Source organism: Aurantiacibacter luteus, from assembly GCF_001010945.1.
GTDB classification, from domain to species: domain Bacteria; phylum Pseudomonadota; class Alphaproteobacteria; order Sphingomonadales; family Sphingomonadaceae; genus Alteraurantiacibacter; species Alteraurantiacibacter luteus.
Genome location: NZ_LBHB01000001.1, coordinates 1,313,091 through 1,327,118, shown reverse-complemented (window position 1 = coordinate 1,327,118; position 14,028 = coordinate 1,313,091). Strand labels below are relative to the sequence as shown.

Genomic DNA, 14,028 nt, shown 5'->3' with positions numbered 1-14,028 from the left:
CTAGAGTTCCTTACAGGAGGGATGGATGAGGCGAGGCGAACTGCAAAAAAGGGGGGCCGGCGACAGCCCCCCTTTCTAGTCTATGTGATTAGATCCTGCGCTCTTCGCAGTCCTGCCCCACGAAGAGCGTGAGCAGGTGCTCGGTCAAAGCGCCTGCGCGCTGCTCGCGGGCGATCCTGTACCAGTCCTGCCACCGATCGGGCTGAGCGAGGAGCCAGGCATAGAAATGATCCCGGTGATGAGCCCGCTTGAACGAGATCGACCAGTGCGTCTCCGCCATGGGCAGCTTCGCATTGGCCGCGCCCAGGAGGACGATCATCGACCGGCCCGGGCCGCCACTGCGCATGAACCTGACCGTGTCCTTGGGCAGAGCGGCTTCCGCCTTCCGGATGGCCGCTTCCATCGCTTCACGGTCGGGTTCGGGGCGAAGCTGCGCGAACGGGTGGAGACCGGAAGGCCCGATCGGCATGGCCGCCCGGTCTGCGGGTCTCGTGCTCGCGAGCATGACGAGGATTGCCTGACCTTCCGGCGTCAGCTTGGCACTGGTGAGCGTGGGGGTAGGCTCGATCAGCCGTTCGCCGGACAGCCACGCGGCGTAATGCGCGGTTGCATGCCATCCGTCTCCGAACACGTCGGCCACCACCCCTTCCACGCACACCACCCTGCGATCGATCATGGCGAGCACGGCGAGAAGGAACTCGACCTGTTCCTCGTCCACGTGACCGAACTGGTAGTTGCCGGTCATGCCGAGGCGGTCGATCCACAGCGCCTCGCGCAGCGACCTCCACCTATGGCCATACTCGTCGACCAGCGGCGGCAGGCCGCGGACCTCATCGTCGATGTAGATCCAGTAGCCCCAGGGCAGGTTGGGGTTGCGGCGGTCCTCGTAGGGGATATCGTCATACCGGGTCATCGCGAGCCCTCCTTGTCGGGCCGGGGCAAGCCCGACAGTCCGCTGTCCAGCGTCGGATCCGACGATGCCCCGTTCTCCCAGTCAAACAGCTTGCGGGCGAGCAGGGTCGCCTGCTCGAACGCGAACCGGGCATCGCGGTAGGTCTCCCCACGCTCTGCCGCCAGCTTGCGCTTCCCGCCCGCCGGCACGAGGTCGCGCGGCCCGTCGAACGTCATGCCCAGCCACCAGGCGTCGTCTTCCTGCCGCGGATTCATCGCCGCCATCCGCTGGCCGTGCGCAATCCGCGCGGAGATGTGGCAGATGCTCACCGGTTCGGGTGCGCTCCGCTGACAGGGCTCTGCGCTGGAGATGGGCCGGTGCAGGCCCTCGCTGATCTCGCCGGGCACGGCCTTTGCCTTGTATCCACTGAGCGAGTGGTTGGGAGGCACACCCACGTGCGCGCCGTATTCGCCGGTGTATTCGCGGACGACGACGGAGGGATAGCCGGTCGCCTTGTCTGTCCAGGCGAACTTGTCCGGTTCGCCTTTCCACGGACCGCTGCCGATCGGATGGTGGTCGTTGCGGTAGGCCGCCTCGGGCACGACACTCGTCCCGGGGATGACGGTGGGCGGCAGGGTGCTGACGGTGAGCGCCTTGGCGCGGGTCTTGGCTGGCTTCTTGGCCATGATAAACTTCCTTCAGATACGAAAAAAGCCACCGGCGCGGATGTGCGCGGGTGGCTGGAATGGATGGTTGTTGTTGCCGCTGGGGCGGATGATGATCAGGGCGGCTTCATGGACTGGTCTCCCTTGCGATGCGTTGTCGTGCCTGTTGCTGCTGGCATCGCCCGAGCTGGTGCGGCTCGAACGAGGGTGCGTCCGCGGTCACACAGGCTCGAGGATGGCGCCCTTGAGCCGCGAGCGAACCTGAGCGGCCTTCGCCCACGGCGAGAACTTGCGATTGACGAACTCGCTTGCGGGAAGTCCGCTCGTGGCGGCTTCCGCAATACCAACCAGCGTATTGGGCTGGCAGCACTCGACCTCGCCGTGCGATACGAGATGGCGGATGAGCAGAACAGTCGTAGCCAGCACATCGGCAGCGCACTGATCGCTCACCTCGCGCCATTTGCCGCTTTCGACCAGCTTGCCGATTGAGCGACTGGGCGAGGGTTTGCACGGAATGCCGGTCGCGATGGCCAGTTCGGGGAGATGCGGCGGTTTGGCCTGCACAGTCACTGCGCGGCACAGGTCGATGCGCCCGCGGCAGTGGGGCGAAAGATCCCGCAGCTGTAGCGGCAGGCGCAAACCCTGCGATGCCGCACAGCGGCGAAGCACCGCAAGGTCCTTGGCCTCGCCACCGTAGGTGACGAACGTGAGACCGGGATCGGCGTCGAGTGCCTCGAACAGCCGAGAGACGATCTCCGGCTCGCATAGATCGTTGCCGCTGTGTACCACGAGCGGCTCTACGCGAGGCACCTGTTCGCCGGGTTCGAAGTGCAGGATCAGCCAGCAGGCCGTGGCGATGGTGTAGAAGGGCCAGATTATTTCGTCGCGCGCATCGCGGCCTTCCAGGCATTGGTAGGCATCGATGGCAGGCCGGTTCCACCCGTATTCGAAGTCGGCGACGAGGTAGGACCGCGTTTGGTTTGCGGGCGCAGGCGCGCGCTGCGCCAGATAGAGCTGCGCTTCGCGTTCGAGCGCGTCTCCCATGGTGAGCGAGAATGGCTCGCCGGAGGGCGCCATATTGGACAGATCGTAGGTCATGGATGGTCTCCAGATACGCAAAGGCCCGCCAGTGGCGGGCCTTTGCGAGATGTCGGTGTGGTGGGGGTGATCAGTGTCTGTAGCGCTGGTGCGCGTTCAGCGCGGTCGCTGCCGGCTCTGGGTGTCCGGCTTCGCGGAAGGCTGCCTTCTCGGCGGGGTAGTCGGCCATCGGCACATCGCGCCACCAGACCCGCTTCATCGCGTCCCAGGTATAGCCGCGCGCCTTGGCCCAGTCCTTGTCATCGAACGGCAGGCCATACGCCCGAACGCGGACACAGCCGGCATCGCTGCTCCGCAGCAACGCACCGAAGTAGGTCCCGGTCGCGGCACCGGCCGCTTCGTCGCCTCGGGTTCGCACCCTGGACTGCAATAGCTGATAGAGCGCCCAGATGTCGCCCTCGGCCCGGTGCGCGTCGTAGAACGCGCCATGCTCGAGAAGCAGGTGCTCGAGCTTCCGGCAAGGATAACCCAAGCCCGTCCAGTCGATCTCCGCGAGGCTGCAGGCCCACGGGAGGCTGACAGCTTGCGGCAGGCGCTTGTCCACGAACTTGATATCGAAATTGGAATGATGCCCAACAATCAACTCGCAGCGCGACAGGATGGCCATGACGGCCCTGTCGTCGATGCGCTGCCCCGCGACATCCTCGTCGGTCAGCCCGGTCAGCCGGGTGATCTCCGGAATCAGCGGCTCGCCCGGATCTTCGCGCCAGCTCATCGGCCGCGAATGGCCCAGCACGGTGCCGTCCGCGGCAAGAGCAACGTGCATGATGGCAAGCTCGATGATCTTGTCGACCCGGGGATCGAGCCCGGTCGTCTCGACGTCGACGATGGCGACTCGCCGCGCGCCTTCAGGCAGCTCGTCGGGCAGATCGTCATAGGGGCGCGGCAAGCGCTGCAGCACGCGGTAGTCGCTGCTCGCGCGCAGCAGCTCAGCCGCGGCCGTGAGGTCCGCGTGCGGGGATCGTAGTCTTGGCATTGTTGGTCTCCAGCAATGGAAATTGGCGACCGGACGAGGCGAAGGCCGAGGACGTTGTCCTCTTTTCCTTTCACCCCTTCCGGTCACTTCCTTCCGGCATTGCCGGGCCTTCCTTTTCTTGCTGCCGAGCGGAGCGATGCAGCACTTTTCCTGGGCGAGCTGCATGCGAGCGACAACAGAGGCGCCAGCGCGCTGCCATCCTCCTGCGGCAGAGAGCCCGCTAGGTGTCCGTTATATCCCTGCCTCGGTCACGCGTGAGATCGGCGCTGCGGCCATTGTCGCCCGCCTGCTGCCCACTCGATTGCTCATGATTCTGGACAGCGTCCAGCCAATCGAACTGCTTCAAATGGTAGGGCACCAATCGCCTAGCGATCTTCATGGCTTTCCTGTCTGCTCGCACCGCCGCAAGAGCGCGCAGCAAGGCTTCATCGTCGCTATCGCGCTCAGCCTTTATCCATGCGTTGATAAGGCGGTGCAGACCCCACTTTCGCTCGATGTAGTTTCCGCGATTTCCAAGGCGGTTGTTCGCGACGCGCACCCGCTCAGCCTCCGCATCGAACTCACCATCTCGTGCCGCAGTCGATGCGGGCTTTTCGTCCAAAGCTGCTGAGACTGTGGGTCGCGACGCCGGATCGATCGAAGGATTGCTAGCGAGCGCGGACCGCGTTCCGAGCGAACGAATCCGCGGCTCGTCGTCGATGGCTTTGGCGATTGGGGCTTGGACGATAGAACCACTGCTGCGGTCCTTTTTGTTGTCCACGGCGCGCGGGTCAGGTGTCGCTGGCGGCGATGGGTCGTTTGTATTTTTCGATGGCTCTGGCGTGGGCGCGGACGACTCAGCCCGTGCCTCACTGACGGCTGCCATCGGTTCTTGGCATCGATTAGCTTGCGAGGCCGTCTGCGACGCTTCGGTAGGAGTTGTAGCAGGCTCGGGTGCCGCGGCCACGTTGACCTCGATGGCGGGGCTGTCCTGCGTGTCAGCGATCGCTCGTTCGGATTTTTTACGTAAAGCTTGCTGGTGCTGCACGCGATAGGCCGCGAGGCGTTCGGGATCAGCCGAATGGTTGGCTGCGCGGATGCGCATATCGTTAGGCGCGTTAGCGAGCAGGATAGCGCTGCTGGTGATGGTGACGTTTTCGGGCGACTTTGCGATGTAGGCCGCCAGACTTGCCCTTTCATATTCCGAGTAGCGTAACGTCGTCTTCAGCTTCTGGGCCTGCATCGAGGTGATTTCGAACTGTTGTTCGACACCGAGGCGCTCAGCCACCGCCGTCGCCAGCCGGACCGTGGCGATCTTTCCATCGACATCGATCGCTTCAACGGCGGATAGACGACGCGCGGTCGCTTCCTTGACGATAAGCGCGCCGATGTCGGCCACAGGCTTGTTCGACAGTTCAACCCGCTCGGGCTCACTTTCGGGCAGCATCTGTTGCGCGCTGCCAGGTCCGGGAGACGGCGCCGGCAGTGACGTTTTGGGGCGTGAGGCGGGCGCCGTTTCGTCGTTAACAGTGGGCGGCAGCGGGGCCTGCGATGCAATCGGTTGGGAAACTGGAATTGAAGACAGCGGCGGTGCATTCGCGCTTACGTCTGCGGGCATCAGGCGCGCTAGCTTTTCAACGCTGGAGGTGATCTCCGAAACTGCGGGGGCAGGGCGGCTCTTGGCGTCGACCTTGCCGACGTTATCGACCGCGATATCTGTCGTCAGGGCGAGCCTTGATGTCTCCTCCGACACCGCCGTGGCCGGCTCCTGCAGTGACGCTTGCGTAGCTTCGCGTTTGTCCCGCTCTCGCATCAATTCCGTGATGCTTGTCCAGCGCTCCATCGCATCGCTCAGGTCGGGAAGAATGGTATCGTTCTCGATGCTGCGGAGCGCAGCGACAGCTTCGATCGTATCGGGAAATTTCGTAACGGCCGAGGTCGCCACCAACGCTATGCAATCGATCGCCGTCTCGATCTGTTGTGCATCGTCGATACGCCACCCGAGCGCGTCAGTTTCCAGCGCCTCCTGCTTCGCTTCCGTGCGCAGAACTTCGACGCGCTGGTACTCGCTGGAGAAATGCCTCTCGGCGGCCGCGAGATGCGCCTCGGCTTCTGCCTTGCGTCTCATGTATGCGAGCTTTTGGCGTACCTCCCGCGCCATCTCTTTTCGTTTCGCTTCCTTCTCGTCTTCCGGTTTGGATTCCCAGTCGGCGATGGCAACGAGAACGCGGCTGCAGTTGTCGATGACCGCGCGCGCTCGCGAGGTACAGCGCGCAAGCTGGAGCTCGACGAACGCGGCCATGAACCGCCTGTCGATGACGGCACGCTTGCCGTTTTCGAACGCATCGATGGTAGCGTCATATTTCGCGCGCGATTGGGACGCCTTCTCGAACAGGGATCGTGCTCGCCAGCGGGCAGTCTTTGCCTCGAGATCGACCAACGCCTTGTCACGCCGGTTGCGGATCTGGGAGATGCAATACTGCGCCTCGTGGCGCTCGTTTTCGATGCCCTTAAGCGTTGGAACGCCGAAGCGTTCGAGGCGCGTTGCCGCGGTGAAAAGTTTCTCGGCCGGCTTGCGGTCTATCTTCAGATCCTCGAAGCCCAGATGGCTCACCTTGCGATGACTGCCGGCAATGCGGAGTTGCTCGTTGCAGAAGCCGGCGTAAGCCTTCCTCAGCTCGGTGATGTAGCGCGGGTGATTGACCTTGCGTACCTTGTTCTGGGCGAAGGGTTTGCGCGTCCTTTCGTGTCGACTCTTGGTGCGAAATTTCTCCTCGATTTCGAAATCCCAGCGCGGCTCGTTGAGCCTCTTATCGGCCTCATCCTTTAGCACTTTTCGAAGGCGCTCGTGCTCCGCGATTTCCTCCTCGGTGGCGTTCGAGCGGAGCGGCGGGAGGTGATCGGCTTCTAGCCCCGTGAACAGCTTGGCGGGCTGGTCGTGGAAGAGGATGTGGATGTGCCAGTTGTTGTCGTGATTGTTGTGATCGGGCCTATGGATCACGGCGACATACGGCAGTTCTAACTTCTCCAGCATGGCGCACATATCCGCAAGCACCTGCTCCATCTGGCTGATCGATAAATCGGACGGCAGCGCGGCTTCAATCCGGTACTGGACGCGGCCGTGCCGCGGCGTCGTGAAGGAGTAGCCGTATTGGTCGAGCCTGTCATCGTTGCGGAACTTGTCTCCTCCTTTCTCTGAGAAATCCGGGACCACATCCTCGCCGAGCAAACGCATGATCTCGATGACCTTGTCGTTGCCGCCGGTCTCGATCGTTTGCGGCCCACTTTTGCCGACAGTCTTGTAGAATTCTTCGACGAATATTGGTGGGCAGTCGGGCGCCTGCGCGACTCTTTCCATGAGTGCGCCGCACTTGCCCAGGTCGATAGTCATCCTGTCGACACCGGGCTCGCGTTCGTGCTTCTCCACCGCACGCCAAAACATGGCGCGTGTGGCGGGATCGTCGGAGATATTTGTGCGGAGAAGCTTGCGTCCGTTTACCGCAACGGGAACGACCTCTTCGCGGTCGATATACGGGTCGGCTTCCGCGGCCGACCGGGCGGCGTTTTGGTTCTCGTTTTCGATGGGCTTGGCTGCATCGACCGTGTCCATTTCGGGCTCGACGACGATCACGACGGCGCCCTCGCGTTCGATGTAAATGGTGTGACTACTGGCGCGCTGATCCACGCCGCCGTCCTTGCCGGTTCCGCTCGGTTGTTTGACGATCCAGGTGACCTTGAAATGGATCGTCTCGACACCGGTTCTCGACATCGCCTTGATGTTCCTAACGATCGGCACTGGCAGCCGCGTGCGCTGCACCAGAACGTTGCCTTTCTGATGCACGATCGTGATCTCGTCGTCGGTCCAGTCGAGCTCACCGACATATGTGCGGACGATGATAGGTTTGCCCCCAACTTCTCCCGTGATGTGCGCGTCGCGCGGCAAGCCGTCGGCGATCTGTCTCTCGAAGATGCCGAGCAGGGATCGCCGGGCGAGGACCGCGTCAGCCGGTCCCTTGTTAGCCGAGCCTGTCTTGCCTCGCTTCGTCGATGGCGCTGGCGTCAGCGGATGCAGGGGGAGGCCGGTCGCATCGAGCGTTCCGGCGTCGATGTAGGCGCTGACCTTGGCCTCCAGGGCACGGAGTTCAGCGGCGACCGAAAAGGGTAGCGAGAGATGAGATTGCTCTTTCATCCCAACTTATTGGATAGAGCGTCCGAAACGACAAGCGCTCCGGAAAAGAAACTCGTCTCATCCGCACACGGACGATGAAGCCACGCGAGCGTGGCTGTCTAAACTGATGCGCCATAGCGCGTCAGTTTAGACGAATTGCGCGAAAGTTTAATTGGCCTTGCTTGGCTGGGGGTGAGCCGATCTTGCAGATCGACAGCCGGCATTTGAAAGTGTGCATACGCTGGAAGCGTTATGCATGCAACAAGGCGCGAAAACGGGCCTTAAACGCTCGAAAAGCCGAGTTTAGGCCCCGAAACGGCGCGAAAACGGCGATTAAGCGGATTTTGTCGTGTGCACGTCAGCTTTTCTCGCGTGCACACACTGCGACGGCGTTGTGGTCGTTGACTGGGCGGGTGACGCCCCCCGTCAATCGGGGGCAATGCCCCAAAACCGTCGTCCCATCCTATACGGTAGTGAGGAAGGTGCGGGAGTGGACCCGCCACCGTAAACGTAAGGACCGTGGACATGCTTGGCGAGGCATCAGGGCAACGAGGAAATGGAAGCGGAGACCGCGCTTCAGCGGGTCGACCGACACGAAGGGAATATGCCGCAGAGCAGCAGCGCCGCGAGGCTTGGCTCGACGCGCTCGGCCTGGTCGACCCCGGGGAGCGCAAGCTGTTCTCCCGGCTGCTCACCTCCGGGATGGATCTGACGAGCGTCCTGAGCGAGGCGGATCCGGTCGAGCAGGTTGCGCTGGCCATGGAGTTGGTCGAGGAGAACAAGCGCAAGTTCGACCGCATGGAGCACGCTTTCGTGCCAGAACGCACCGCCCTGCGCGACACCATGCGCGTCGGGTCCAAGGCCATGGCGACGATAGTCGAAGACCGCAACGATGTCCGCCGAGCGCTGCTCTTGGTCGCCAGGATCCGGGCGGAGTTGAAGGCAAAAATCGCACGTCTGACGCTGCTCGAGAACGAGTTACTGGTGCATTTCGCAGGGCTTACGGAGCGGCAAAACGCAGCCTTCCGGGCGCTGGATTCAGGCCCCGCCGTGATAGCTCGCGTGCTGGAATTTCATGGTCTCTTGCGGTCTAAGGCAAGGCAGGAAGACGCCAATACCGTGGACGATTTCATCGCCTGGTGCGCGTCTCGCGGAAAGGCGATCAAGGGCCGAGACGAGGTTCTCGAGGGGCTGCGAGAGGGTGCCCGGACGTACATCCAGTCACTCGAACCGGCAACGGAAGATCGCTACGTAGACGATGAGCCAGGGTCTTTCACAGAAGCTCAGGATGAGGTCGGAGAGGACCTGTCGAGCGACTTCGCAACCCTGACCGATACGCCCGCGGAGTGGGACAAAGTCCATAGCGACGATGCCGAAGGTGGGCATGAAATGGCACCAGCGAAACCCGACATATCGAGGTTTGAAGAGCCCGCCAACGTACCTTCGAAAACGGGTTCGTCGGCGACGTTGGCTGGGCTTGGTGCCGATGCGAAGGTACCTAAAGATGCGGATGTGGGGCTGAGCGTCCCTGCCATGTTCTGGTACGATCTTCCCCAGTGGAAGACCGGCTACGAAGTCCTGCCTCAGTGGAAGCAGAGCGAAGAGCTCCCGTCTTACGACGAGCTGTTTCTGCCGCCGGTTTCCACCATAGTCGACCTTGCCAAGTACGCGCAGATCGATGATTTCGACCCAATGAAGCTCGCTCTATGGGACGACCCTGCGGATGTGCCCTCGGGAGTTATGAGTTCAAATGCTCTCAACCCGCGGGAAGCGCTTGCCGTCGCCAGAAAGGCTATTGAGCGGGCATTGGAAACGTCCGTTCAAAATGGGCAGGATATCCAGGCGACCAATCCTCAAATCAACCTATTGGCGAGGTTCTGGACCTTCGCCATCGTAGCTCGCAATCGCCCCGAACTCATCATGACGCAGTGGGATGAAGGCTTTTTTGTCGGCGTCCGCGGACACCATCCCGTGCTGAAAAAGATAGGTCATTTCTGGATCAAGGGCGTGCTCTGAATGGCCAGCCCCTCTCACGCCCAGGCACCGACCTTCTGCAGATACGTCTCGTGTGACGGTAGACGCCCGGCGGTCTCCGCGTAGCGAGTGCGCATGTCCGCAAGCGCGGCGGTGAGCTGCTTTTCGACCAGCGCGTCGGCAACCGGATCGTAGCGATCGGGTGTGACGTTCTGGCCTAGCATGACCGCGACCCAGCTCGGGATGTTGAACATGTCAGCTTCCTTGGGGAACACTCTCCCGTGCGCCTGCCACAGGTCCATCCGGTGCTGGAGCGTGTCGGGAACAGACATTGCTGCCATCTGCCGCCAGAAGACTGAGTCCTCGCGCTGGTTGGCCTTGTAATGGAGAATGACGAAATCGCGCACGAACTCGAAGATGCTGCGCAGGTTGCGATTATACTCCTCGCGCTCCGTGGGGTTGATCTTGCGGTCCGGGAACAGGCCGATCAGTCGTAGCACGCCGTGCTGGATGAGGTGGATGCTGGTTGATTCGAGGGGCTCGATGAAGCCTGACGCCAAGCCTAGCGACACCACGTTGTGGTTCCACGCCTGCCTGCGCATACCGGTCGTGAAGCGGATCATGCGAGGGTCGGCGAGCAGGTCGCCCTCGACGTTCTCGCGTAACGTCCGCTCCGCTTGGTCGGCGTCAGTATGCGCGCTGCAGAAGACATGGCCGTTGCCGGTCCGGTGCTGCAGGGGAATGCGCCATTGCCAACCTGCGGCATGCGCGGTCGAGCGTGTGAAGGGTGCTGGGGCCTCCGTATTGGCGGTGGGCACTGCCAATGCGCTGTCCATTGGAAGCCAGTGGCTCCAGTCCTCCCAGCCTGTCTCCAGAGCCTCTTCGATCAGCAGGCCGCGAAAGCCCGAACAGTCGAGAAACAGGTCACCGGCGAGGCGTGTCCCGCCTTCGAATTCGACCGAGGTGACATCGCCGCTTTCGCCATCTCGGTGGAAGGCGACGATCCTGCCCTCGCGCCGAACAACGCCCTGTTGTTCGGCAATTCCGCGCAGGAACCGGGCATAAAGTCCGGCATCGAAGTGATAGGCCCAGGCGATATGCTGGAGCGGCGTGGGCTCGCCGGGCCGCGCCTTGCCGAACTTTCCACGGTGCGCGGCGGCTATGCACATCGAGAAATCCTCGAGCCCGGCATCTCCTCCCAGGGCCCGATAGCGCAGCCACATCTGATGGAACGGGACGCCGTGGAAGTCCTGTCCGTAGGCCCCGAACGGGTGCATGTAGCGATCGCCGACTCGGCCCCAATTGACGAATTCGATCCCCAGCTTGAAGGTACCGCGGGTCTCGCGAAGGAAATCCTCCTCGGCGATGTCGAGCATGGAATTGAAGGTGCGGATGGGCGGGATCGTCGCCTCGCCCACGCCGACGATACCGATGGCATCGGATTCAACGAGCGTGATCGTCCGATCTCGGCCGAGGAAGCGCGACAAGGCCGCCGCCGCCATCCAGCCTGCGGTACCACCACCAACGATGACGACGTTGCGCACCGGGTCATAACCCTGTGTGCCAGCTCCCTTGTCCATAACTTCCTGCATCCTACAGCCGTCTTGCAGCGCCTCGCAGTCGAAAGGCAAGGGCAGGAGCGTCGCCCCGAACACCGGGGATTTCAAGAAACACGCCCGCGGAAGTACGCCCGTGCGGGACTGGCCCCGCATGACCAAGCAGGTCGACGCGCTCAACATCGACATTACCAAGCGCCTGCAGCAAGACCCGACCGTCCTCCGGCACGCCCAGCGCTATCGCGAACAGATCGTCGCCCTTTCGTGTGTAGCGGATATCACGAGCGGTGAAGGCGGAAGTATTGCTCTCGCCGAAGGCGCCGGCGGTCACCTGGGTCGGACCTTCCCCGAACACATGTGCGGGGCGGGTGGCGAAGATGGCATCGCCGTTGATCCGCACCCAGCCGGCGAGTTCTTCGAGAATTGCGTGTTCGTCGTCGTCCAGCGTGCCGTCCGGGCGGATCGGTACGCTCAGCATCAGGTTGCCGTTCTTCGCCACCGTGTCGCACAGGCGATGGATGATCGTCTGCGCGCTCTTGTACTCGTGGCGGCGGTAGATACCCTCGTCGTAATACCAGTCTCCGATACAGGTTCCCGATTGCCAGGGTACGGGCGAGATTTCCGCCCGATCGCCTCGTTCGACATCCACGATCACCGCACCCGCTTTATCAGCCGGAAGCAGCTTCGCGGTCGCCGCCACGCGCTGCTCGCCGTCGTGCCATTCCAAGCCGCGGTTGTAGTAATGCGCGGTCACCTCGAGCCCGGCCGCGCCGAAGGGCAGATCCTCCGAATTGTCGTAATAGAAGAGGTCGGGGCGATAGCGGTCGATCATGTCGATCGCACGCGCTTTCCATTTTGCGACAAAGGCCGGATTGTTCGGTGGAGCGTCCTCGGTCCAGACGCGATCGTTGGCCTCGTGCCACGCGTTCGCATCGGCCACGGTATCAATTCCCGGCGGCATTGGCATCATCGCGCCGGTATAGAACTGTTGCGGATCAAGCCCCTGCCAAGACTTGCCCCGACCGTCCGCTTCGCGCAGCCGCCATGCATCGTAGCGCCGTCCCCGCAACGGCCCCTCCGGGTCGTAGCCGTAAGCGGCCTGGAACCAGTGCCACGCGTGCGAGCCATGGTTGGAAATCGCAAACTTCATTCCACGTTCTCGTGCCAGCCGCTCCCACGTTCCCACGATATCGCGACGCGGGCCGATACGCATGGCATTCCAACCATGATGCTGGCTGTCGAAGCAGTCGAAGTTGTCGTGATGCACGGCGAGCGCCATGAAATATTTTGCACCCGCACGCTGATAAAGATCGAGCAAGGCGCCGGGATCCCAGCGCTCGGCAGTCCAGCCGTCCAGCAGGTCGATGAAGCCGTGCTGCGTGGGATGGCCGTAATTCGCCAGATGATGATCGTATTTCCAGTCGCCCTGAAGGTACATTCGGCGGGCGTACCAGTCACCAGCCATCGGCACGCATTGCGGACCCCAATGGGCCCAGATGCCGAATTTAGCATCGCGAAACCATTCGGGCGCGGTGAAGTTGGCGCTGAGTGAGTCCCATTTCGGGGCAAAGCGCGGGGAAGTGATGCGAGAGGGTGGCAGCGGCGCGCAGGCCGCCGCCATGCCAGTGGAAAGCCCTGCTGCAAATTGGCGACGTGTCAGCTTCATGCCGCGTGCCGCGCGAACTTTGCAAACATGTCGGCCAGGGTCAGGCGGGTATCGATTTCGTTGAAAATCCGCATCGGTCGAGCTCCAGGGCGGGGGTTATAGGTGCCGTCGGCGGTAACCATCGGCGTCGGGCGCACTACGTAGGCGCTGGATGAGGTATCGGGTTCGAAAGAACTCATGAGGGCGGTGAGCGTCACCAGTGGGTTGTCGCCCAGAATGAAGGTTTCGCCCATATGGTCGGGCCAGCGATGGCGGACGTCGCTGAGGGCATCGAGCAGGAAAGTGCCAAGCGAACCTGCCCCTTCAAGCGCCCTTTCCAATTCGGGCATCGATACCATCACTTGTCGATAGGTCTGGCGCGGAACCTGCCAGATCTCGATGCCAGAATCGTTGAACACGAACTGCGTTGCGGCAATGTCGATGTGGAAATTGTATTCCCACGAGCCGCGAGACGGCACAGGCAACGGTGTCTCTTCCCATTCGGGGCCGCCAATCCACGCCAGGCGCATTCGACCCGCGATGTGCGGCGCTGCGCGCAGAGCCTCGGCGAGTTCGGTAAGACCGGCGCCGGCAGCATAGACAAGCGGCAGGTCGGTGTCGTCACGCTCGGCCTCGGCGATGATGCGCCGGGTTAAAGCGCTTGGGCTGCTGCCAATGTCGCTGACGGCGTTGACACCGATCAGCACCTCGGGTGCCTGAGACAGACCCATTGCGGCTATGAGAGCAAGGGCCCGCGCGGCAGCATTGTCAGCCTGTGTACGCGAGCCGTCGAGGAAGTCGTCGACGTGGATGTGGGACCCGACGATGAAGGGGATCGTGACAGACGGCGAGAGCAGGTGGTGCGCGAGTTGGAACAAGCCATCGGGATCACCGGAGAAGTCGTTGTCGCAGATCACGCGCATCCGTGGAACCTGCGGAGCGTGGGACGCCAGAGCCGACAGGGGGCGTAAAGCCTGCCACGTCAGCGCCGCAGCCGATAAGCCTAGAAGATCCCTTCGATACAACCTGTCTCTCCCGGTTGACAGCATTTGTATGACAAATTACCACCAACGGC

9 protein-coding genes are annotated in these 14,028 nt (G+C 62.4%); 1 reads left to right on the top strand and 8 read right to left on the bottom strand.

The window, feature by feature from the left end; all coding sequences use genetic code 11:
* Positions 1-88 precede the first annotated feature (88 nt).
* From AAW00_RS06345 to AAW00_RS06325, 5 genes are all read right to left on the bottom strand, one after another.
* A complete protein-coding gene (locus AAW00_RS06345; protein WP_047003369.1) occupies positions 89-913 on the bottom strand; it encodes a hypothetical protein in 825 nt (274 codons plus the stop codon).
* The gene (locus AAW00_RS06340) at positions 910-1,578 is read right to left on the bottom strand and encodes a hypothetical protein (RefSeq protein ID WP_047003368.1); all 669 of its coding nucleotides are present in this window, start codon (positions 1,576-1,578) and stop codon (positions 910-912) included. The genes AAW00_RS06345 and AAW00_RS06340 overlap by 4 nt, the downstream gene beginning before the upstream one ends.
* Positions 1,579-1,776: 198 nt before the next feature.
* Positions 1,777-2,655 carry a 3'-5' exonuclease family protein gene (locus tag AAW00_RS06335; RefSeq protein ID WP_047003367.1) on the bottom strand — a complete coding sequence of 293 codons (879 nt, stop codon included), beginning with the start codon at positions 2,653-2,655 and terminating at the stop codon, positions 1,777-1,779.
* A 70-nt stretch (positions 2,656-2,725) separates the two neighbouring features.
* Positions 2,726-3,631: a 3'-5' exonuclease gene (locus AAW00_RS06330; RefSeq protein ID WP_047003366.1), complete on the bottom strand. Its 906-nt coding sequence runs from the start codon at positions 3,629-3,631 to the stop codon at positions 2,726-2,728.
* Between the two features lie 220 nt (positions 3,632-3,851).
* A complete protein-coding gene (locus AAW00_RS06325; RefSeq protein WP_047003365.1) occupies positions 3,852-7,799 on the bottom strand; it encodes a MobA/MobL family protein in 3,948 nt (1,315 codons plus the stop codon).
* Positions 7,800-8,303: 504 nt separating this feature from the next.
* Here AAW00_RS06325 and AAW00_RS06320 point away from each other — a divergent pair.
* Entirely contained in the window at positions 8,304-9,794 is a 1,491-nt protein-coding gene (locus tag AAW00_RS06320) for a hypothetical protein (protein ID WP_156169950.1), read from the top strand.
* Between the two features lie 14 nt (positions 9,795-9,808).
* Here the strand turns inward: AAW00_RS06320 and AAW00_RS06315 are convergent, their stop codons facing one another.
* From AAW00_RS06315 to AAW00_RS06305, 3 genes are read right to left on the bottom strand one after another with little or no spacing between them, the layout of a single operon-like run.
* Positions 9,809-11,383, bottom strand: coding sequence for a tryptophan halogenase family protein (locus AAW00_RS06315; RefSeq protein WP_241461650.1), 1,575 nt, complete (start codon positions 11,381-11,383; stop codon positions 9,809-9,811).
* Positions 11,346-12,974, bottom strand: coding sequence for an alpha-L-fucosidase (locus AAW00_RS06310; protein WP_047003363.1), 1,629 nt, complete (start codon positions 12,972-12,974; stop codon positions 11,346-11,348). Before AAW00_RS06310 ends, AAW00_RS06315 begins: the two co-directional genes overlap by 38 nt.
* Positions 12,971-13,876 carry a nucleoside hydrolase gene (locus AAW00_RS06305; RefSeq protein WP_052761789.1) on the bottom strand — a complete coding sequence of 302 codons (906 nt, stop codon included), beginning with the start codon at positions 13,874-13,876 and terminating at the stop codon, positions 12,971-12,973. Before AAW00_RS06305 ends, AAW00_RS06310 begins: the two co-directional genes overlap by 4 nt.
* Between the last annotated feature and the right edge of the window lie 152 nt (positions 13,877-14,028).

What these genes read in the sequence shown, in the direction of transcription:
- AAW00_RS06320 (WP_156169950.1), top strand. Translation starts at nt 8,304, where the DNA reads ATGCTTGGCGAGGCATCAGGGCAACGAGGAAATGGAAGCGGAGACCGC.
- AAW00_RS06335 (WP_047003367.1), bottom strand. Translation starts at nt 2,655, where the DNA reads ATGACCTACGATCTGTCCAATATGGCGCCCTCCGGCGAGCCATTCTCG.
- AAW00_RS06330 (WP_047003366.1), bottom strand. Translation starts at nt 3,631, where the DNA reads ATGCCAAGACTACGATCCCCGCACGCGGACCTCACGGCCGCGGCTGAG.
- AAW00_RS06325 (WP_047003365.1), bottom strand. Translation starts at nt 7,799, where the DNA reads ATGAAAGAGCAATCTCATCTCTCGCTACCCTTTTCGGTCGCCGCTGAA.
- AAW00_RS06340 (WP_047003368.1), bottom strand. Translation starts at nt 1,578, where the DNA reads ATGGCCAAGAAGCCAGCCAAGACCCGCGCCAAGGCGCTCACCGTCAGC.
- AAW00_RS06305 (WP_052761789.1), bottom strand. Translation starts at nt 13,876, where the DNA reads ATGCGCGTGATCTGCGACAACGACTTCTCCGGTGATCCCGATGGCTTG.
- AAW00_RS06345 (WP_047003369.1), bottom strand. Translation starts at nt 913, where the DNA reads ATGACCCGGTATGACGATATCCCCTACGAGGACCGCCGCAACCCCAAC.
- AAW00_RS06310 (WP_047003363.1), bottom strand. Translation starts at nt 12,974, where the DNA reads ATGAAGCTGACACGTCGCCAATTTGCAGCAGGGCTTTCCACTGGCATG.